Source organism: Myroides sp. TSA_177.3 (assembly GCF_052691955.1).
The window spans coordinates 98,844-119,748 of record NZ_JBQZGD010000007.1 but is presented as its reverse complement, the minus strand read 5'-3'; the positions used below and the strand labels follow the sequence as shown (position 1 = coordinate 119,748).

Here is a 20,905-nt window from a genome sequence, read left to right as displayed (position 1 = left end):
AAAGTGAGAATACAAGGCCACTTGGTGATCCTTGTATTCTCGAGTTGAATTGGGCTATCTTTGTTGTTTCTCTACTGAATTAAAATAAGAAGTAACGCTGTCCTAAAGCAACTTCATCTATGGGCTGACAGGTAATTTTTTTCCCGTCAATGCTTACTTCATAATTCTCTGGATTGACAATAATCTCAGGTGTAGCGTGATTGTGAATCATATCTGCTTTGGAGATATTTCTACAATTGACTACAGGAAGTAAAGTGCGTTCAATTCCGTATTCTTCTTGAATTCCTTTAGTTAAAGAAACTTGAGAAACAAAGTTGAAACACGTTTGCGTTACGGCCTTACCTAAACCACCGTACATGGTACGTAATATAATCGGTTGTGGGGTTGGAATTGAGGCATTTGCATCTCCCATTTTCGAGGCAGCAATCATTCCTCCTTTGATAATCATTTCCGGTTTTGCTCCAAATAAAGCAGGTTTCCAAATGACTAAATCCGCTATTTTTCCTGGCTCAATTGATCCGATATACTGAGAAACTCCATGTGCAATTGCGGGGTTGATGGTGTACTTCGCTACGTAGCGTTTGGCGCGGAAATTATCATTATCATTTCCTTCATCTTCTGCTAATGCACCAAGTTGTTTCTTCATCTTATCTGCTGTTTGCCAAGTTCTAGTGACAACTTCTCCTACGCGTCCCATGGCTTGCGAATCTGAACTCATAATACTAAATACGCCTTGATCTTGTAAGATATCTTCAGCAGCTATGGTCTCTGGGCGAATACGCGAATCAGCAAAAGCAACATCTTCCGGAATATCTTTACTCAAGTGGTGACAAACCATTAACATATCGAGGTGTTCATCGATCGTATTCTTAGTAAAAGGACGTGTTGGATTCGTTGATGCGGGTAATACATTGGGATACATCGCAGATTTAATAATATCTGGTGCATGTCCACCACCTGCTCCTTCGGTATGGAAGGTGTGAATTACTCGGCCATTAATCGCTTGCATGGTATCTTCCAAGAAACCTCCTTCATTCAAGGTATCTGTATGGATAGCCACTTGGACATCGTATTGATCTGCAACAGTCAAAGCTCTATCGATTGTAGCTGGTGTAGCTCCCCAATCTTCGTGTATTTTAACCCCTAAAGCTCCTGCTTCAATTTGTTCAATAATTGGGGCTTCCGTACCAACATTTCCTTTTCCGAAGAAACCAAAGTTCATCGGCAAGTGATCAACAGCTTGCATCATGCGTTTTAAGCTCCATTTTCCGGGTGTTACGGTTGTTGCATTTGTTCCGTCTGCAGGACCTGTTCCGCCACCAATCATAGTCGTAATACCGCTGTATAAAGCCGTTTCTATTTGAGTTGGACTAATATAATGGATGTGAGTATCGATTCCCCCAGCAGTTACAATATAACCGGCACCACCGTGTACTTCTGTTGAAGCTCCAATAATCATATTAGGTGTTACATCATCCATCGTATCAGGATTTCCTGCACGTCCTACACCGACAATTTTGCCATCTTTAATTCCAATATCGCCTTTGACAATTCCCCAATGATCTAGGACAATGGCACCTGTGATAACCATATCAAGTACACCTTCATGGCTCAAGTGATTGGACGATTGCATCATTCCATCGCGTACTGTTTTTCCACCACCAAATTTGCTTTCATCACCATAACTTGCAAAATCTTTTTCTACTTCGATGATGATAGCTGTATCTCCTAAACGCACACGATCACCAACTGTGGGACCAAAAATTGCGTTATAGTTTGCTCTACTAACTTTTAAACTCATACACTTTTGTTTTTAAAGTATTGTTTTTCCACTTTTTTCATCGCTGCTATTTTAGCTTCTTCCGAATGAGTTTCTCCGTTAACCAAATCATTGTGCCCGTATATTTTACGTGCTCCGGCATAAACAACTAGTTCAACTTCCTTTTCCTCTCCGGGCTCAAAACGAACAGCTGTACTTGCAATAATATTGAGGCGTTTTCCAAAAGCCGCAGCTCGATCAAACTCCATCATTTTATTAACTTCAAAAAAGTGATAATGTGAGCCAACCTGAATTGGTCGATCTCCTTTATTTACTACAGTAATTGTAGTTATAGCTCTACCTTCATTACAGATAATAGCTTCTTCTTTACTAAAATATTCTCCTGGAACCATGGTATTACTGTCTGAATTAACGTATAGGATTATGCACCGTTACCAACTTTGTTCCATCAGGAAACGTCGCTTCAATTTGAACGTCGTGAATCATTTCAGGAATTCCCTCCATAACATCCTCACGCGTTAATAAGGTTGCACCATATTGCATGAGTTCAGCCACAGTTCTTCCATCACGTGCCGCTTCTAAGAGCTCACTGCTGATATAGGCAATCGATTCAGGGTAGTTTAATTTTACCCCTCTCGCCTTGCGTTTTTTAGCTAGTTCCCCAGCTAGATGCAAAAGCAATTTTTCCGTCTCTCTCGGTAATAAATGCATAACTATTTTTTAATTAAAAATTGAACAATAGATGAGTAGCTACCCTATTTTTAAACTAGGTAGGTACAATAAAAAATAACTTACTTTTGTAATAAAGGTGGTATCACTTTTAGGAAGCGATCTCATCTGAATCGTTTAGGCTAAACGATGAGGAATTTTAATCGATTGATATAACAAGTACTTCGCTCGATGCTGTTGCAAAACGATAGCAACTTGTTGTGCTCCTACCAAAGGTTTAGCCCAAGCTAACTCAAAAACAGAAGTCATAAAAAAATAAAACACATCGCTTAAGTCGACGGTTTGAATAGGAAGATCTTGGCTCTCAACAGAAGTAATAAGTTCTAGATTTACTTCAATCTGACAAAAGTCAACACTACTTTCTTTTTTAGGGGTTGAATTGGATATAAAAGTTTGATCCAAGACGACAGCATGAGACTCTACTTTTGCATGTTGATGGGCAAATCCCAAGCCAAAACGCAAAAGAAAAAAACACAAAACGAATAGTCGAAATAATGCTTTCATAATAGTCTTACACCTTGTTTTTAATTACGCAACAAAGATAAGTTCAATCGGGGTTTATAAATAGCACAAATCTTGACTAAGCTAGGATAAAATAGGCAATTCTTGAGTCTTTTACAGCTAATTCATCGCTTAGTCATTCTAATCCTCGTCGTTCTATTCGCATAAAGTAGCTAGAACTTTTAAAAAAGAGCTATCGTTTAGTATTTGCTATCCCATTTGTTTGAAATTGCAGGCTAGCTGTTACCCTTTTTTAAGCATTTTTTGATTGTTAAATTAAAAAGCGCCATTTTCAAGCATAAACTTATATTTTTCAGCCTGTTCTTGGTGGATAGAAGAAATGGCACGATAAATTAATTCTTCTAAACTTTGGGCAACTACCATACGGCTCCAGGCTTCATTTTGCAGTTCAATAATTTGTCCATACTCCCCTGTTTGACTTGGATCGGTGTCAAACAATAAATAATCGCCATTTCGTCCTTCTGCGAAGGGAATCCATCCTTTATTCGCATAACTGTTACACTTCAGTTTAGCATCAAACTGATCTTTTGTTTCTTCATCTATCTCTTCCTCCTCGTCAAAAAGTTCCTGTATCATCTCCCACTCATGAGGAATACGGTCAAAAGGTAATAAATCATAATCCCAACCATTTACGTGTATACTAAAAGCAGAAGTTACAGCATCCCATTTTACATTTCCCGCTTTATAGAAATTAATTAAATGAAGCGGCAACTTTATTTCTTCAAGTTCTGCTTCCACTTGATCCAATTGCTCTTGTGTAAGGCCATGAGTCAGGTTGTAATAGCGATTATCCGAATCAATAACTTGTTCAATTGCTGTTTTCCAATCCTGCCAAACGACGTGTAAATAGGCAAAATCATCCTCCAAAGGCAAGATCTCAACAGACTTGACTACGGGTTCTTCATATGCACTTAAAGAAAGGGAATGCAGGGTTGTATCGCGAATGGAATACCAAACGGATACATTCTGAAATACAAATGCACCCGAGGAATCACTGTCCCATAGTTTCACGCGTTCTTTTTTATGCGTATCATAATAAACACGAGGATCTGATTCACCATGCATAGTAAATACACCACTAAAACGAGAACGGACTGCACTTGTGTACTCCTCCACTTGATAGGTAACCTCTAAGGTTTCAATGACGATGCTGTCTTTTGAAAACCCTCGTAATCCCAAATCATGCCAAATATAAACCTCATTGTATTCACTCGGAAAAACAACTGGAGGTCCAAATAGCTCAACTAGAGTTTCTTTGTTTATAGGAAAGCTATACTCTTTCCCATTGATTTGAAGGCCTTTAGAAGTACACTCAAAATGTATCATATCAATGCAATTTAAGGGCGAAGATACTCTTTTTTATTGCTGCTTTTTTGAGAAAATTCCGTTGAATTAAAAGAAGTAAATAGTAAATGAAAGAAGCTTACGTTAGCGCTTCCGTGATATAAAACTTAGCACAAAGTGAATCTATAATGGCTTCGAATAGCGTTTTTAAAGCAATTAGTTCATGTTCTTCTAATCGTGTAGACTCTACATAAATAGCCACTTCATACTGACTACCAAGTAAAGGATCTCCCCAGATTCCGTCTTGAGTATCTATAAACAAACCTTCTACATTGAGATCCAATAAGCTTCGTCTTATAGCTGGAGATAAGAAAACACAAGTATTGGGATTTGTTGCATGTACATGATAATGACGATCAAATTCAGCATCTAGCGTTCGATATAAATTCCCTGTAAATATATTAATTAGACGATTTAAAAAACTTGCTTTTTCTATTCGAATTTTTAAGGATTGAGGGTAATTAAATTTACAGTAAACACGAGTAATAAAAGACTCATAACTTCTAGTGCCCACTGTACTAGTAAAATAGTAATTATCAAAAACAATAGAAAAACCTTTATACGTATAAATTGCTTTTGGAGAATACCAATATTGTCGTTCTACAAACTCGGCTTGAATAGTATCACTAAATGCTTTCCAATATACATTGTCCTTTTCTGTAAACATAAGTTTTAATTTGAGTCAATAAATATAAATTTAATATAAAATATTTGATTTTTTTAGTAGAAAAGCAGCCAAATCTTTTTCTAGCTAACGAATTCTTAGTTACTAAATAAGTCTTTTTATTTTTGCTCCATGGTTTCACTTATCCTGGCATCCAATAGCATTAAAAAACCCTCAAGGAATTTTACTTCCTTTGAGGGTTAAAAGTAACTCAAGTAAAATAATTAATTTGTTTCTATAGTGGGGTTAAAAATTATAGCTTAAGGCTACCATCACATTGCGAGGAGCACCAGCAAATACACGAGTATAATCAAAACCACCTAAGAAATAATACTTGTCGAATATATTATTCATATTTACGGCTATTTTAAACTTATCTAGGTGATAATATACCGCTGCATTAGCTGTAGTATAAGCTGGAAGATACCCCCATGTTGCATTTCCAGCGGCATCTTTACCTACACTTTCACTCAATCGTCTTTGATCAACATAATAAGCTCCTACACCAAATCCTAAGCCTTTCAAAGCGGTATCAGAGAACACATATTTCAACCAAACACTAGCGGAGTTTTTCGGTGCTCCAGGTAATAGTTCTTCTTTTTCTGAAGGGATAGCCGATTCCTTAATTTGTGTATCATTGAAGGTATAATTGGCCATGATTTGGAATTCCTTGGTAATTTGTCCACGTACATCTACCTCTACCCCTTGAGAAATAACTTTCCCCGATTGTCTGTAAACAGGTAATCCCGCTTCAGTGAGTTGTCCTGTTCCAAGAAGCATATCTTTTCGTTCAATGCGGAAGAGCGATAAATCCATTTGCAATTGATTCGCAAAGAAACCTGTTTTTAAACCTGTTTCTATTTGAAAACTACGTTCTGATTTGAACGCGCTGTCTGCACCATAATCTTTATAATTCGACACAAAATTAGCTGCAATTGGCACATAACCTTGCGAGTAGCTTGCAAAGTAATTGATTTTATCGTTGATGAGATACGTCAATCCTACACGAGGTAACCATACATTTTGCGTAGCTTTAAATGTTTCTTTCGGATCTGTTGTTTCTGATTGATAGCTTTCGTGTCTTAACCCAAGCACCATTTTTAATTTTTCACCAACAGAAATTTGATCTTGAATGTAAATTCCTGTACTCTTATAAGGGCTCATAAAAGGATATTGCGTATTCGAACGCCAAACGTAGTTGTTGATATCAGCTCCTTGGTATACGGGATTATTCATATCAAAGGTCAATGCTACCGTTTCTCCATTTTCTTTTTTACTACGCGATTCTCGTTGGTAGCTATTCTTATCCCCTTTGTATTGGGCGTAATCTATTCCTACTACAACATGATGATCCAAATACTTGCCATAGGTATCCCATTTTAAATAAGACACAAAGTTATCGGTATACTCCTTCCCGTGGCGATCAAAAAAGCGCAAATTGACAATTGTATTTTCTGGATTAGCATACGTATTAAGTGTGCGATGTTCATTTAAATCCTCTTCATAGATGGACTTCATATAGTTGACATGTAGATTTAAATTATCTACAATACGCTGGGTCAAACGCCCACTAATCGTTGTCGTTTTTGTTTTAAAATAATCTGAAGGCTGACTTAACGTAAAAGTACGCGGTAAACCATATAAATCTCCCCCTTTAGTACTCATTCCACGATCCAAATACCCGTTGAATTGGTCAAATACTAAATCGACATCTAAGGTAGTTCCTTCAACTGGTTTGAACGTAAACGAAGGCGCTACAGCAAAGTTCTTGCGGTTGTTGATATCTCTAAATGTCTTTGAGGTTTCATACCCCGCATTCAAGCGATATAAGATTTTCTTTTCTTTGTCTAATGGTCCCCCTACATCAATAGTTGTACGAAGTGTTTCAAAACTTCCTGCAGAAAAAGAAAGAATCCCCTTGTGTTCTTCTCGCGTTTTTTTAGTTACCATATTGATGGTTCCCCCAGGTGCAATATCTCCAAATAAAGAAGCTCCAGGTCCTTTTAGAACCTCAATGCTCTCAAAATTAATTGTCATGGGTGAACGATAATAGCTCTCTCCAAAACCATAAGCCGAACGCATTCCGTTAATCAATCGAATCCCATTGTCATACCCACTTTTAAAGCCGCGGATGACAAATTCATCGTAAACAGATGCTTGTGTAACCCCAGCTAAATCTGGAATAACATCAGCAACTTGAAATACTTGTTTATCTTCCATCAACTCACTAGACACAATAGAAATCGATTGAGGTAAATCTTTAATTCGACCATTGTATTTCCCACCTAAAACCGTAGAATTCGTCAAATAAGAATTATCTCGTCTTGAGGTTACAACAATTTCATCCAATTGATTTGTATCCTCCTCCAATTGTACTACAAAACCCGCTTTATAATTTGCCTCTGTTAAGGTTACTTGCTTGGATTTATATCCCGGAGCGTGAATCTGAATGACCAATGGAAAAGCCAATGTAGTTGCACTCTCAAATGCCCCTTCTCTATTGCTTTGTTCAATATTATGCTGATCTAAAACCACTGTTGCTGCAGCAATAGGGTTGTTTTTCTCACCTAAAATACGCCCCGCAATACGCTGTGAGCTTTGTGCCATAAGCACAGCAGGAAATAAAAGCAATAACGCCCCTATTCCTAGTTGTTGTATCTGTTTTTTCATTGTTTTAAATTATATAGTAGCTAACCGTAAACTGTCAACCGTTAATCATCCTATCCATATGCCAAGTCGTAAATCCCCCGTCTAGGGAAGTTGTACGATGTTGAAAGCCCTGTTTTTTCCAATACTCAAAAGCACCTGTCAAAAAAGGATGTGTATGCAAGTACAAGCATTCAATTTCTTTTTCTTTGGCTACTTGAAATAAAGCTTGAAATAGTTGAGTTGCAAGTCCCGTTCTTCGATAAGAAGGTTCAACAAAAAGACGGGCGACTTCTACCGTTCGTTGATGCTTATAATCTAGGTAGTCAAAACGGTAATCATAAGGCATCATGCCAATGACACCAATTAATTCCCCTTTTTCATTATTTGCTTGTAAAAACTCCCCATAAGGATGATCCAAATAGATTGATTTAAAATGAAGTAAATCGTTGGGAACTTTTGTATGGTCCAGCATGGGAAATAAATCCTTTCGAAAAGCTTTAACATAGGCAAGAACGCCTTCCATTGTCTTTTCATCTACCTTGGTTATCTTTATTTCAAACATATTAAACTTCAATTAAGGGCATAAACATCAGTTTACCTTGATTATCAAGAGGATGCAAAGGCAATTGATAGGTTTCTTCTAATAATTGATGTACTTCCTTTTTTTCGAGTGATTGAATATCAATCAATTGATTGTTTTGCATCAAATAAAAACGATCCCCAAACATAAAAGCTAAATTGGGATCGTGCATCACACAAAGAATAGTTGTTCCTTCATTAGCCAATTGTTTGATGCATTTCAAAACCGCCACCTGATAGTGTAAATCGAGGTGATTCGTTGGTTCATCGAGCATTAATACGGCTGGTTTTTGAACCAAAACACGACAGAGTAAAACCAATTGTCGTTCTCCGCCTGAAAGCGCAGTATAAGGCTTATCAATCAGATGAGTTAACTGAAAGCGCGCTACAATTTCTTCCACTTCTTGATGATCTTCTGCAGATGGTTTAAAAGAAGAAAAAGAGGCACGTCCGGTTAAGATAACTTCTCTTACTGTAAAAGGAAAAGTCGTTTGATGGAACTGATTTAAAAACCCCAATCGAATGGGATGTTTACTTCCTTTTCGCTCAATGCCATCAAAGAAAACCTGACCTTCATATTTCCTTTCTAATCCCGCCAAGATGTTGAACATGGTGGACTTCCCACTGCCATTTCGGCCTAAAATGACAGATAATTTTCCTTTTTCAAAAGAAGCATTAATTTGATTCAAGACCAATTGCTTCTCATAAGCAAAGGATACATGCTGTAATTGAATAAACTGTTTCATGCATTCCACTGCGTTAGACTTTTTTTCATGAGGTAAATAAAAATTGGCGCGCCGATTAACATGGTAAACACACCAACTGGAATTTCAAAAGGCATTACAGCACGAGAAAAATCATCAATAACTAATAAAAATGAACCACCGATGCTGATATTCGCCCAAACACCAATGGTGTTGTTTGGCCCAAAGATCATTCTACTGATATGAGGAACAATTAAGCCAAATAAGCTAATAACTCCTACGGCCGCAACAGCTGAAGTTGTAATCATGGTGGCGACTCCAATCAATAACAGTTTTAAATATTTTGGATTTACACCCACCGCTAATGCTTCATGATCCCCTAGTGCCAAAAGATTCAACTTCCAACGCAAGAGTAAAATAAGCAACAAACCGATTAAAATAGGCGCAAAAGCAGTTTGCACTTTCGCCCAAGAAGCGGTATGTAGATTTCCCATCGTCCATTGTACAATCGCTTGTAATTTATACGGATCACTTAAATATTGTAACAAGGTTAGTAATGCCGTAAAAATACCCGAGACAATGATTCCAGATAAAACCATACTCACAATGGATGTTCGTTGACCAGCGTATGAAACCATATAAGTTAAAAGAACCGCCAAGACCCCAAATACAAAAGCAGATAAATTGACCGAAATAAAGGGAAATAACATGGCTAATGCGGCACCAAATGCAGCGCCAGAAGAAATACCTAGGGTAAAAGGATCTACAATCGGATTTCTAAATATAGCTTGTAATACTCCCCCCGATACTGCCAAAGCTGCCCCTACTAAAAAAGTTAAGATAATTCGAGGTAGGCGCACTTTCCACAAAATAGTTGCAATGGGATCCGTTGTATCTCCTGTATGATGTAAAGCTTGACCCATATAATGCACTAATTCTACAGGCGAAAGATTCGTTGTTGTTCCCAACAACAGTGAACCAATCAGCAATAGAATGGGCACAATTCCCAATAGAATAAGACTAAAATGAACTTTCATATAACAAGTAGAACTTTATTTTTTAATAGCATACAAAATGTGCATAGCTTCCATTAAATCGGCTTGCAAAGCTTCTTCTGTATAAGTAGGATAACTCCACTGTCTCACTTGTTTTGCAAATAATAAAAATTTTACCGTGTGTGGGTCAAATAAAAAAGACGGTTGCATTACTTTCACTTGTTTGTTAACAACCGCAGGTAAATTGGCTAATTCACTAAGGTCATACACGTCACTTTCATTTGAATTCCACAATAAAATGATATCTGGATTCCATTTGTATAGCATTTCTGCTCCAATATTAGGTGCTTGCATTTCAAGCGGACAAGCATTGACAGCTCCTGAAAGTGTAATGGCCATATCCATTAATGTTCCCTTTCCCGAAGTAGAAAGAACACGTCCTTTAGACCAAGCATAATAGACTTTCTTTTGGTTGTCAATCTTAGTCGCCTCCATCTCCTTAATTTCCTTTTGGATATAGGTTGTAATGTTTTTTGCGCGTTCTTCTTTACCAACTAAAGTTCCTATTCCCTCTAGTTCTCTGATAATCCCTTCTTTGTTTTCACTAGCAATTGTATATACAGCAATGCCTAGATTTTCTAGTTGAGCAACAACTTCTTTGTCTTGATCAAAAGTAAGTACAAGATCTGGCTGTAAGCCAACTAAGGCTTCCACATTAGAAGAACCGCCCCCAAAAGTGGGAGTAGCAATCTCTTTTTTAGCCATACGACTATCTAAGGTTGAAAAAAAGGCAAAAGCATCTTCGTTTAAATACGTCTGCTGTGGTATACCTACTAGTTTATCTTGGGCATCCAGCATGAAAACATCATCAACTAATGCTTCATATAAAGCCACAACACGAGTAGCTGCTTTTGGTAATTTAACCTCTTTACCTCTACTGTCAATGGCGTACACTGTGGTGTCTGTATCAACAGTTGAAGGGGCTTTAGGTTCTTGTTTACAAGCTTGTACTAAACTTAAAACAACTAATAAAGGGAAGAAAAATAATTTTCTCATGGATTTATACTTGTGTCTGTTGTTGAGTCAAAAGCATTGTAGCATGCAATGGCTGTTTGACTAAGGTGATATAAGTTGGAAACTTTGCTATTACTTGTTCATATAACTGGCCATCATAAGGCACTAATAATTGATTCGTTTCCTTTTCAATAAAAATAGGCAGGTGTCTATTGCCGATATAATAAGTGAAATCTGCAATTGGTGCACCATTTGTAACTGAAAATTGAATGGTCAAGGTGGGTTTGATTACTACTTGAGCAAGTAATCCCCCATTGTAATATAAAGCATCTCCTTGCTTCCAGATATGCCCTTGTTTTCTTTCGATATGAAGTTCAATACCCTGTTTTGTCTTTCGCTTAAACAAGTGCTTTTGTGTTTCAAACCATTCGATTTCAAACCAATCAACTCCGTCAATAAGCGTTTCTTGGAATTGAACTTCATTAATATAAATAGGCTCTTGCATCAAGAAATTATTCCGCTATTTGCGCTTTTTTAGCTTCTACACGAGCTTGTAGCCATTCACACCAAGCATCTATTCCCTCTCCATTCAATGTACTGATAGTTAGGATCTCAATATTAGGGTTTACCTCTCTTGCATCTTGTGTTACATTTTCAACCGTAAAAGGAACGTAGGGTAATAAATCGGCTTTAGAAACCAACATCAATTCGCTCGTTAAGAACATACGAGGGTACTTTTTAGGTTTGTCATCTCCTTCTGTGGTAGCTAATAAAGTAACGCGATAATCTTCACCCAAGTCAAAAGCCGAAGGACATAATAGATTACCAACATTTTCAATAAACAATAGATCAAGGTTTTCTAATTCGATATGATCTAAAGCTTGAAGAATCATTTGTGCTTCAATATGACACATCCCTCCAGTAACAATCTGAAGTGCGTTCAACCCCACTTCTTTCATGCGAACCGCATCGCGATCTGTTTCAGGATCTCCAACCAAAACGGCAATATTTAGATCTTTACCTAAGCGTTTTCCCGTTTCTTGCATTAATGTAGTTTTACCAGAACCTGGGGAAGAACAGACATTGATTACACATACATTTTTTAGACGTTGTCTAATTGCATTGGCCACAAAATCATTAGCCTTTAATAGATGTAATGTCGTATTATCACATTGTAATGAACCGACGCGATTTCCCAAACTTTTTGGATTTGATGCCATAAAAATAATTTATTAGGATTGTTTGACGATAACTTTTGAAATATACAATTCATTGCCTTGTACAATGTTAGTGGAGGGAGTACCACAAGAACAGACAAAACGATGATATTCTACTTTAAAATCTTTATTACAGGTCTGGCAATGGGCTATGATATCTTGCACAACAACTTCCAGCTCCATGTGTTTATAGTTATGATGCTCTGTAATAAAAGCATCAAACGTATTTTGTATCAAAACAGGCTGTACATTAGATAGTAATCCTGCTACAATTTCTATTTTTTGGATATCTTCTACTCTAGCCTCATAATGCTCTTCCAATGTAGAAAAGATATCTTTCACGATTGACAATTCATGCATCGCTTTCCTCTTTAATTCACTATATACATTCAACTAAAACAAATAAAGGCACCTAGACTTAAGGTCCTTTTGATTCGACTACTAGCTTCAAGTCTTACACTAAAGTCAAATTCTATTTTCTGTCTTACTTCCTGGCGAAATAGTATCTTCTGCCTTTTGAACGGAGTTAAGACTTTAACTTTTCTTTACTAAATACTTGATATAGGATAGAAGTTAGAAAAGTTGTTGTTTATCTAGTTAAACACCTATATATAGGCGATAATGATTAGATTAACGAGGCAAATGTAGTAACTGTTTCGATGTCAAAATAGCACAAATCTTGACTATACTACCATTAAATAGGGATTTTACACTGCTAGAAGATGGATTGCTTTTTAGAAGTATGGTTTTCCCTCGATTTCTCTAAGCCTACAAATAAAATAAAAAGCATTGTGGCTGAATTTAGTCTTCCTATTTTAAAAAATACAGAATTGTTAAAGATATTAACATGAGGGATAGCTTTTATTTTAAAACAACTAAATCAAATATAATATTTTAAAATATTGAAATATAAATATTAATTTAACATAATTAATTTAAAATTATACTATTATGAAAAAAGGTTTATTCTTAGCTGCAGCTCTATTCTTATTAGGAGCAAGCACAATGGTAGCAAGTACAGTTGCACCAGCTACAACAATTGAAAAATCAGTTGAGGAGCATAATGATGATGTGGAAAGATCGGTATATCGTATCCGAATTTATGACAATCATACGGGAGAATTAATTCAAACCGAAGTAGGATGTTTTACGGGTGAAGAAGTAGTTCAATTTGCCGAAGATCTTATTGCTGGTTATGGCGGTTATGACGAAGCATATGCTTTGGTAGCACTTTTAGGAGATTGCTAAAAACAACAAAAAATTAAATACGAAAAAAGGGCTAGTTCAAAAGGATGAACTAGCTCTTTTTGTTTCTGTTTATTACTCCTGGTTCTCTTGTTTTTAGTTAAGATCTAAAAACAAGAGATTTATTTGATTACATAAGTATAAATTATCTGCTTATTTTGCATAAACAAGGGTGTAAAGTTATTATTTTTATAGAAATCTAAACGCATGAAGCATCTCGTAATACAAACCGATCGATTGTTGTTAAATCAACCGCAAGAAATGGATATTCCTCTTTTACTTGAGATTATGAAGAATCCAATCTACAATAAAAATACAACCAATATTCCCTTCCCGTATACAGAAGGAAGCGCTCATTTTTGGATAGAATTAGCTGAACAAGGCTTGGAACAAAAAACAGCTTATATTTTTGCGATTCGATTAAAAGATCAGCCGCATATTATTGGAGGTATTGGTTTAGGTCTTAATAAAGTGAACAACAATGCAGAGCTTGGCTATTGGTTAGATGAATCCCATTGGAATAAAGGCTATGTAACAGAAGCGGCTCAGGCACTGTTGTCCTTTGGATTTAATGAGCTTAACCTGAAACGAATTTTTGCTTCTTACTTTAGTTTTAATGAAGCTTCTGGTAGAATTATGGAGAAAATAGGGATGAAAAAAGAAGGACTTTTAAAAGCGTATACCTATAAAAACGGTGAATATATTGACCATGTGCTTTACGCAAGTATTAATCCAAATAATGAACATATTAATTAAGAGAAGAATTAGTTCTAGCATTACAATGATAAAAAGAAAAAGATTACGTATGCCTAGCATACGTAATCTTTTTCTTTTTTATTATTCCATATCTGTTGTAAGAACCAACCGTTGTCCACTTGGTAAAGGTAAATTCCAAACCTTTTCTATCTTTTGCCAAGGATGAGAAACAGTATGAAGGGTAAGCCCTCCCTTAGCGGCTAATTCAAAAGCCTCTGGTGCTAATACGCTGAAAAAATACTGCATTTCCTCAGCTGTCCAACTACCTATACCAGAACCTAATAAGCTAATGTCGGTTCCTCTTAAAATAGAAGAAGATAGTTCTATTTGGTCCCCTGCCATGGCACCAACATTAATAAATCTCGTTTTATGTTGGTAGGTTCCTTTTCCTTTTAATGCAGCTAGGATAGCAGAAGCACTTGGTCCCCATAAATAATCAAGAACGATGTCTATAGGTGATTCTTTATGTATCTGTTGTAGAGTAGCAATTAATTCTTCTTGATTTTGATGCAAAGGAACAAGAATATCGGCGCCTAACGTTTTTAATTCTTCTAGACTTGTAGCATTACGTCCTGTTACAATGATTTTACGTGCCCCATAGTATCGAGCAAGTTGTATGGCTAGTTGTCCTGTTACCCCAGTTGCTCCATTGATTAAAACCACTTCGCCTTGCTGTAACTTCGCACGCACAACTAAGGCCATAGCAGATCCCAACAAAGCATTAGGCAAGGCAGCAGCTAAAGCTAGATCTATTCCCTCAGGTAAAGGAACGAGTTGATTTTTCGGAACAACCGCATATTCACTAAGCATTCCTTCTGTGCCAAATCCATACGCCAATTGGCCATTCTCCAACTCCCCTACACCATCTGTTCCAATCACAAAGGGAGAAAAAGGTTTAGTGGCAACAGAATAATGTGCCCCACTGGCAATTGCACGGTCTAAATTTTTAATTGAAACTGCTTTAACACGCATCAAAACCGATGTGGTAGAATCAACCTTTGCAGTCTTAAAATCAGAAACATAAATAGGATCTTGTCCTTTCTCTTTTACAATAACAGCTTTCATTTTATACCTTTTAAGTTGAATCAAAAGTAAAAATAAAAGCCTCAACTAGACGATAACAAATGTTATCAAATTATCGTTTGAGTTGTTTGCTTTTAATTCGACTCAAATGCACTTTAGAAATGCCAATATAAGAAGCAATATAGTGCTGTGGAATTCGTTGAATCAATTCAGGTCGAGTCTCAAATAGCTTGAGATAGCGTTCTTCTGGAGTTGATTGTATAAAAGAAAGACTGTGGTTTACATAGTCAAATGTACGTTGAAAAATCACATCAATAAATAAATCCCTGTATTCAGGATGGGTCAAAGAATCTTCTAAAAGAGGTTGAATATCCTCTTTATCTGCGACCAAAACTACCGTGGGCTCAATCGTTTCTAAAGTAAATTTACTCGCTTGCCCTTTCCAAAAACTTTCAATGGAAGAAACCATGCTGTTTTCTAAAAAAAACTGAAAAGTAACCTCCTGACCTTCATGATTTAACCAAACGCGCATACAACCCTTTTTAATCCAAAAAACTTTAGTTGCAACTTGTCCTTCCTCTAGTAAAATAGTTTTGGCAGGATAACTTTCCTCTCTAAAATATGGTCCATAGGCTGCGATAAAAGTTTGACTTAAAGTGGATGTACGATCAAATTTTTCAAACATAAATAAAATTTTAATGAAACATAGTGAAGATTACTATCTAAACTAAAGTACACTATTTTATTCAAAGAGAAAGTAAAGCGCTACATCTATGACCTATAGCGTACTTAAATTTTATTGTTTTGGCTTATTTTTTTATTTGTTAATATATTTAACAAATTGTGAATTTAATATTCGTAATATTAAAAAATTAAATTAATTATTCCATTTTAAATTAAAATAACAATAATTTAGTAATCCAATTCAAATAATAGAATTTTATGAAAAAAAAATTTTTATTGCTTGCTACTCTAATGGTATTAGGGACTGGTACAATCATGGCTAAAACGTTAACAACAAACGAAAGCTCAGTTTTAACGATTCAAACTGGAGAGGTTAAGAATCAATATACGATTACATTCTACGACATTGTTACTGATGAATTAGTTTATCATGAAGTAGTTTGTGTTACTGCACAAGAAGGATTAGATATGGCAGATGCAATTGCTGAAGACCTTGGAGGTTACGACAAAGTTTATGGGTTTCTTAGATTGGATGGCGAGTGCGAACTATAATTCCAGACTAATTAATTTTTAAAAAACGCTATCTCAAATAATTTGAGATAGCGTTTTTTTTCGTGTGGATTGAACAAAGGAAAGACTATGATTAACATAGTCAAACGTACGTTGAAAAAGTAGCTGTTTTTTTTAAAAAAAATGAAATGTTATTTCTTGCCTATTTTTATGCCACAAAACACGCATGTATTCTTTTTATTCTAAAAAAAATAAAGATTGTAGTAAAGGCCAAAAGAGTTTCTTGCTTTTTTTAACATTTGAGTTTTGAATTTTTAGAATGAAATTATTTAAATTTTAATAAATATTAAATTTTTGCATCTATTTGGAACCAAAAATAAAAAATATAAGATAAAAAAATAGCTCAATTAGCCTGTGCATAGTGACTCTGATTTTTTATTTAACTAAAGTATACTTTTATTACACACTCTGTTATAAATGAGTTAGTTAAGTTCTGTTTTTTGTTTTTAGTTACTAATTTTATCTTAATCAACTTTAAAACTAACACATTATGAAGCAAAAATTATTTTTATTTTTCGTTCTATTTATAATAGGCGGAAGTATCGGAATTTCAAGAGAAGTAGTACATCATATTACTGCTGCTACTCCTGCTATTGAAAAAATTAACTCAGATCCTAATAAGCGTATTTATGCTATTTTAGTTCGAGACTCCTGGAATAATAAACTACTCATTTATGAAGAAGAGGTTTGTGGTATGAATAATGCTTTTGATAGGGCTGAAGTTCTATTAGAACAATTTAATGTAATTTATCAACCAGGTCGAATAGATATTGTTTTAGCTCCTAGAGACCAAGATTGTGAACCTTAAATTATTATATAAATAAACAGTGCGCAAACATTTGCGCACTGTTTATTTATTTTCGTAACATTAATATCCAATAGTAAAGCGTTCTTGATGATGCTGTGGAGTTTCCAATTCATCTAGCATTGCTTTTGCATAGTCTTCAACTGAAATATGACTTGCTCCATTTTGATCCACTAACAAGTCATCTTTACCTAAGCGATATACGCCTGTGCGTTGTCCTGGTTCTAGATGAGCTGCTGGAGAGAAGAAAACCCAATCTATATTTTTTTCTTGTATCAGCGTATTTAAATAAAACTCGCCTAGTGATTGAACACCTCCCATAATGGCCTCTGGTATAGCACCAGAATCTACAACACGTAAGCCAGGCTGAACAAATAAAGTTCCTGCCCCCCCTACAATAAGCAAACGATTTACACCTGCTTGTTTTACGCCTTCTAAAATAATAGGATATACCCTTAAAGTTTCTTCATATATATTGGGATTGGACCAACCTGGATTGTAAGCACTGATTACAGCGTTTTTTCCTTTACTCCATGCGGCTACTTGTGCTGCAGTCTCGATTACCCCTGCTACAACAGTTAGATTTGGGTGTTGAATGGTTATCTTTGCTGGATTTCTAACTACAGCTGTTACTTGGATATCGCGTTGTAAAGCCTCTTTTAAAAGGGCCGTACCAACAAATCCACTTGCTCCTAGTAATACAATATTTTTCATCTTTTATTTTTTTAAATTTTACTAAAACAAAGGTAGCAGCGTGCACAGCAAAAGAAATAATACATGAACGCCAAAAGAGGGTAAATTAGCGCTGATTCTTTTTCCGTTGATTATCTCGAAATGCTTGGGGAGTTAAATTGGTGTGTTTGCGGAAATATTTAATAAAATTGGTCGGTTCATCAAAGCCTAGTGTAAAACTCAATTCTTTACTAGATAAAACACTATAGCTCAATAAGCGTTTGGCTTCCAAAATTACACGAGCATCCAAACAAACTTTTGGGGTTAAACCGGTCGAATGTTTCACCTCTTGCGTTAGTTTTTTCTCTGATATCCCTAATAGTTCTGCATAATAGTTGATATTTCTATTTTCTTTGAAATAGGTTTCAATAGCCTTATAAAAATCTTGCGTGATTGTATTGGTTGTAAGTGAAGGAGAAGGTTTCACTTGTCTTTCTGCCTCGAGTAATACAATTCTCAAATAGTTTTGTGCAATTGCTAATTGAAAGGAATCGGTTTTATTCGCTAATTCTTTTTCAAGTAACACAAAAAGGTGTTCAATAATACAAGCTGAAACAGACACAATCTTATTTGCTGTAACAAGACTTAGTATTTCGGCCGTATGTAAAAAATTAGCATCTTCTTCTGTACGCGTAAAAAAAGAAGCTGTAAATAGAACTAATTGACCAGTATAGGCAGTTGTAACATCAAATTCACAAATTTGACCTGCTGCAATAATAAGCAATTGATTTGCTTCTATGGTTATAGGTTCAAAATCAATATAGCAAGTAAGGCTACCTGTTTTAACCCATATCATTTGATAGAACTGAGCCTTATGCGGTTGTCCTACTATGTGTGGAACTTGACGAATAAAAGCAAGATCCTTTACCTCTATCTCTACAGGTAAAGGATTGAATGCGTAGGTCTTGATTTCTTCTATTGGATTCATCGATACAAAGTACAATTTGTAACGGAAATAATTCTCATTTTAGGCGTTAAAAAATAAAAAAAGGATAACCTTTTAAGTTATCCCTTTTTTTATTTTTTATTTTCTCAAATACACTACGTGTACTTTTTCGATATCTTCATATGATGATGCTTTTCTAAATTCTCCAACTACAGGTATATCGTCATCATTAATAAATTCTCCTAATAGAACTAATTTAGTTGCTGTTAACTCAATAATCTCTGTGCTTTCTTTTGTTTCATTACTATAAAGCATATTTCCTTTGATATAGTATGTTACTTTTTCTTCTTCTTTCTCACAATCTGTTCCATCCATAAAGAAAGATCTAGAAATCAAATCCTTACCTTTAAATTCTAATTCATCTAAGCCACAACCTTCATCTTCAGATTCATATTCATCAATTACCTTATCGTTTTTGTCTAAAAATAATACTCTAGATTCTTTCCAAACACCTTGAATATCAGTATCAAAGTTCGATGAACTATTATCATCACTTGTACATCCTACTGACGTTAATCCTAAAACTGCAACAACAGCTAATAAAAATAATTTTTTCATAATTTTTGTTAGTAAATTGATGCGCGAAAATACTATATTTTTTCTTTAAACAAAGAATTATTTGAAAAATAAATAATACATCCTTTTAATTTGCTAATCATCTTATAGAAAATGCAATTTATATGCTAGAAATTAGAGGCAAATAAAAAAGAGTAGCCGTTAGACTACTCTTTGCTCTAAATATTTAGATCGTTTTATTTTTTGCTATATTCTGTTCTAATATAAACAGTTCCATCTTCAAATTCCTCCTCAATATCGCTAGATTCAAGGACTAATTTTGTTTTTGTAAGTTCTATGATTTCAATTTTATTTTCTATACGTTCATCTTCATCAAAGTAAACAGAAGTAATCGTTTTCCCTGAAATTGTATACGTATCCTCATCCATATCTACTTTACATTCTTTGGTATCGAAGGTTTTGAATGGAAACTTGAATAAAAGGGTATTGCTTTTAAACTCAATTTCATCTACACCACATCCATCATTAGTAGAAGCTGTCTCTTCATCTACTACTTTTTTATCTTTATCTAGATAAGTAGTTTTTACTTCTTTCCATTCGCCTAAAATATCATTTTGATAGTTAGGAGATGAATTGTCATCACTTGAACATGCTACTGTTCCTAAACCCAATGCTGCTACAGCAACAAATAAGAAAATCTTTTTCATAAAAATATTTTTTTTAAATTTTGTGCAAAATTATGAAAATATTTTAATAATCAAATTTATTTGCTATTTAGTATTAGTTAATTTCAGAAAAAGTAAGAAAGTGTAATTTTATATAACAATAAAAAACAGGAGATATCTCCTGTTTTTTATTTCTTCTACTCTTAAAGGGGAACTTTTTTACTGTGTTTTACTTGGATGTATTTTACTTCATCTGGAAAATCACCATCTATATCTGAAGATTCAATGGTTAATGTAGAAGCACTTACCTCAATAATTGTATTTTTGAATTCTTCAATTTCTTCTTCTCCTTGAATTTTTACAGTTATAATTCTACCTGATAAAGTAAATTCAATTTCTTCAGTCTCTACTTGGCAATCCGCTCCTTCTCCTAATCTAAAAGGTAATTTACTGATTAATGTATTTCCTTTAAATTCAACTTCATCAAATCCACATCCTTCATTATCTGTGGCTATTTCTTCTGCAATTACTTTTCTATCTTTATCTAAAAAGAGTGTTTTTACTTCCACCCATTCGCCTTGAATTTCATTGTGATATTGCTTTGATGAACTATCATCGCTAGAACAACCCACGGCCCCTAGACCTAACACAGCTAGGGCTGCAAATAGTAGTGTTTTTTTCATTTCTGATTAATTTGATATTAATTTATATTATTTTCATCGCTATTTTCAAAAAAGCAGGGTTCTCAAAAAGAACCCTACTTTTT

At 35.1% G+C, this 20,905-nt stretch carries 25 protein-coding genes; 4 read left to right on the top strand and 21 right to left on the bottom strand.

The window, feature by feature from the left end; all coding sequences use genetic code 11:
- Window positions 1-79: 79 nt before the first annotated feature.
- The 14 genes from ureC to ACUTSE_RS08980 all read right to left on the bottom strand — a co-directional run bounded on the left by ureC (window position 80) and on the right by ACUTSE_RS08980 (window position 12,557).
- A complete protein-coding gene (ureC, locus tag ACUTSE_RS09045) occupies window positions 80-1,801 on the bottom strand; it encodes an urease subunit alpha (protein ID WP_002992414.1) in 1,722 nt (573 codons plus the stop codon).
- Entirely contained in the window at window positions 1,798-2,172 is a 375-nt protein-coding gene (locus tag ACUTSE_RS09040) for an urease subunit beta (protein ID WP_002992412.1), read from the bottom strand. The genes ureC and ACUTSE_RS09040 overlap by 4 nt, the downstream gene beginning before the upstream one ends.
- 16 nt (window positions 2,173-2,188) lie before the next feature.
- Window positions 2,189-2,491, bottom strand: a complete 303-nt coding sequence (gene ureA / locus ACUTSE_RS09035; RefSeq protein WP_002992410.1) for an urease subunit gamma — start codon at window positions 2,489-2,491, stop codon at window positions 2,189-2,191.
- 135 nt (window positions 2,492-2,626) lie between these two features.
- Window positions 2,627-3,013 (bottom strand): hypothetical protein, encoded by a 387-nt coding sequence (locus ACUTSE_RS09030; protein ID WP_445639980.1) that lies wholly within the window; start codon window positions 3,011-3,013, stop codon window positions 2,627-2,629.
- Between the two features lie 273 nt (window positions 3,014-3,286).
- On the bottom strand, window positions 3,287-4,357 hold the full coding sequence (locus ACUTSE_RS09025) for an SMI1/KNR4 family protein (RefSeq protein WP_445639979.1): 1,071 nt from the start codon (window positions 4,355-4,357) through the stop codon (window positions 3,287-3,289).
- Between the two features lie 97 nt (window positions 4,358-4,454).
- A complete protein-coding gene (locus ACUTSE_RS09020) occupies window positions 4,455-5,042 on the bottom strand; it encodes a hypothetical protein (RefSeq protein ID WP_445639978.1) in 588 nt (195 codons plus the stop codon).
- Window positions 5,043-5,285: 243 nt separating this feature from the next.
- Complete coding sequence (locus ACUTSE_RS09015) at window positions 5,286-7,709, bottom strand: TonB-dependent siderophore receptor (protein WP_445639977.1); 2,424 nt, start codon at window positions 7,707-7,709, stop codon at window positions 5,286-5,288.
- 34 nt (window positions 7,710-7,743) lie between these two features.
- Complete coding sequence (locus ACUTSE_RS09010; RefSeq protein ID WP_445639976.1) at window positions 7,744-8,250, bottom strand: GNAT family N-acetyltransferase; 507 nt, start codon at window positions 8,248-8,250, stop codon at window positions 7,744-7,746.
- Window position 8,251: 1 nt separating this feature from the next.
- Window positions 8,252-9,013 (bottom strand): ABC transporter ATP-binding protein, encoded by a 762-nt coding sequence (locus tag ACUTSE_RS09005; RefSeq protein WP_445639975.1) that lies wholly within the window; start codon window positions 9,011-9,013, stop codon window positions 8,252-8,254.
- A complete protein-coding gene (locus ACUTSE_RS09000; protein WP_445639974.1) occupies window positions 9,010-10,008 on the bottom strand; it encodes a FecCD family ABC transporter permease in 999 nt (332 codons plus the stop codon). Before ACUTSE_RS09000 ends, ACUTSE_RS09005 begins: the two co-directional genes overlap by 4 nt.
- A gap of 15 nt (window positions 10,009-10,023) precedes the next feature.
- The gene (locus ACUTSE_RS08995; RefSeq protein ID WP_445639973.1) at window positions 10,024-11,022 is read right to left on the bottom strand and encodes an ABC transporter substrate-binding protein; all 999 of its coding nucleotides are present in this window, start codon (window positions 11,020-11,022) and stop codon (window positions 10,024-10,026) included.
- Between the two features lie 4 nt (window positions 11,023-11,026).
- Window positions 11,027-11,485 carry an urease accessory protein UreE gene (locus ACUTSE_RS08990; protein ID WP_445639972.1) on the bottom strand — a complete coding sequence of 153 codons (459 nt, stop codon included), beginning with the start codon at window positions 11,483-11,485 and terminating at the stop codon, window positions 11,027-11,029.
- 7 nt (window positions 11,486-11,492) lie between these two features.
- Window positions 11,493-12,200: a hydrogenase nickel incorporation protein HypB gene (gene hypB / locus ACUTSE_RS08985; RefSeq protein WP_445639971.1), complete on the bottom strand. Its 708-nt coding sequence runs from the start codon at window positions 12,198-12,200 to the stop codon at window positions 11,493-11,495.
- A gap of 12 nt (window positions 12,201-12,212) precedes the next feature.
- Window positions 12,213-12,557 carry a hydrogenase maturation nickel metallochaperone HypA/HybF gene (locus ACUTSE_RS08980; RefSeq protein ID WP_445639970.1) on the bottom strand — a complete coding sequence of 115 codons (345 nt, stop codon included), beginning with the start codon at window positions 12,555-12,557 and terminating at the stop codon, window positions 12,213-12,215.
- 645 nt (window positions 12,558-13,202) lie between these two features.
- On the opposite strand from ACUTSE_RS08980, the gene ACUTSE_RS08975 reads away from it, so the two are divergent.
- Together ACUTSE_RS08975 and ACUTSE_RS08970 are read left to right on the top strand one after the other, a co-directional pair.
- Complete coding sequence (locus ACUTSE_RS08975; RefSeq protein ID WP_445639969.1) at window positions 13,203-13,445, top strand: hypothetical protein; 243 nt, start codon at window positions 13,203-13,205, stop codon at window positions 13,443-13,445.
- Between the two features lie 204 nt (window positions 13,446-13,649).
- Window positions 13,650-14,198, top strand: a complete 549-nt coding sequence (locus tag ACUTSE_RS08970) for a GNAT family N-acetyltransferase (protein WP_445639968.1) — start codon at window positions 13,650-13,652, stop codon at window positions 14,196-14,198.
- Between the two features lie 81 nt (window positions 14,199-14,279).
- Here the strand turns inward: ACUTSE_RS08970 and ACUTSE_RS08965 are convergent, their stop codons facing one another.
- On the bottom strand, window positions 14,280-15,263 hold the full coding sequence (locus ACUTSE_RS08965; RefSeq protein WP_445639967.1) for a quinone oxidoreductase family protein: 984 nt from the start codon (window positions 15,261-15,263) through the stop codon (window positions 14,280-14,282).
- A gap of 70 nt (window positions 15,264-15,333) precedes the next feature.
- Entirely contained in the window at window positions 15,334-15,906 is a 573-nt protein-coding gene (locus ACUTSE_RS08960; protein ID WP_353099780.1) for a Crp/Fnr family transcriptional regulator, read from the bottom strand.
- Between the two features lie 314 nt (window positions 15,907-16,220).
- Here ACUTSE_RS08960 and ACUTSE_RS08955 point away from each other — a divergent pair, with 314 nt between their 5' ends.
- Both ACUTSE_RS08955 and ACUTSE_RS08950 read left to right on the top strand, forming a co-directional pair.
- Complete coding sequence (locus ACUTSE_RS08955) at window positions 16,221-16,457, top strand: hypothetical protein (protein WP_445639966.1); 237 nt, start codon at window positions 16,221-16,223, stop codon at window positions 16,455-16,457.
- A gap of 508 nt (window positions 16,458-16,965) precedes the next feature.
- Window positions 16,966-17,283 carry a hypothetical protein gene (locus ACUTSE_RS08950; protein WP_445639965.1) on the top strand — a complete coding sequence of 106 codons (318 nt, stop codon included), beginning with the start codon at window positions 16,966-16,968 and terminating at the stop codon, window positions 17,281-17,283.
- Between the two features lie 60 nt (window positions 17,284-17,343).
- On the opposite strand, the gene ACUTSE_RS08945 is transcribed toward ACUTSE_RS08950, so the two are convergent.
- The 5 genes from ACUTSE_RS08945 to ACUTSE_RS08925 all read right to left on the bottom strand — a co-directional run bounded on the left by ACUTSE_RS08945 (window position 17,344) and on the right by ACUTSE_RS08925 (window position 20,822).
- Window positions 17,344-17,994, bottom strand: coding sequence for an NAD(P)-dependent oxidoreductase (locus tag ACUTSE_RS08945; RefSeq protein WP_445639964.1), 651 nt, complete (start codon window positions 17,992-17,994; stop codon window positions 17,344-17,346).
- An 85-nt stretch (window positions 17,995-18,079) separates the two neighbouring features.
- On the bottom strand, window positions 18,080-18,940 hold the full coding sequence (locus ACUTSE_RS08940; RefSeq protein ID WP_445639963.1) for a helix-turn-helix domain-containing protein: 861 nt from the start codon (window positions 18,938-18,940) through the stop codon (window positions 18,080-18,082).
- A gap of 96 nt (window positions 18,941-19,036) precedes the next feature.
- Window positions 19,037-19,516 carry a lipocalin family protein gene (locus tag ACUTSE_RS08935; RefSeq protein WP_445639962.1) on the bottom strand — a complete coding sequence of 160 codons (480 nt, stop codon included), beginning with the start codon at window positions 19,514-19,516 and terminating at the stop codon, window positions 19,037-19,039.
- Between the two features lie 194 nt (window positions 19,517-19,710).
- Window positions 19,711-20,181 (bottom strand): lipocalin family protein, encoded by a 471-nt coding sequence (locus tag ACUTSE_RS08930; protein WP_445639961.1) that lies wholly within the window; start codon window positions 20,179-20,181, stop codon window positions 19,711-19,713.
- A 161-nt stretch (window positions 20,182-20,342) separates the two neighbouring features.
- Window positions 20,343-20,822, bottom strand: a complete 480-nt coding sequence (locus ACUTSE_RS08925; RefSeq protein WP_445639960.1) for a lipocalin family protein — start codon at window positions 20,820-20,822, stop codon at window positions 20,343-20,345.
- Between the last annotated feature and the right edge of the window lie 83 nt (window positions 20,823-20,905).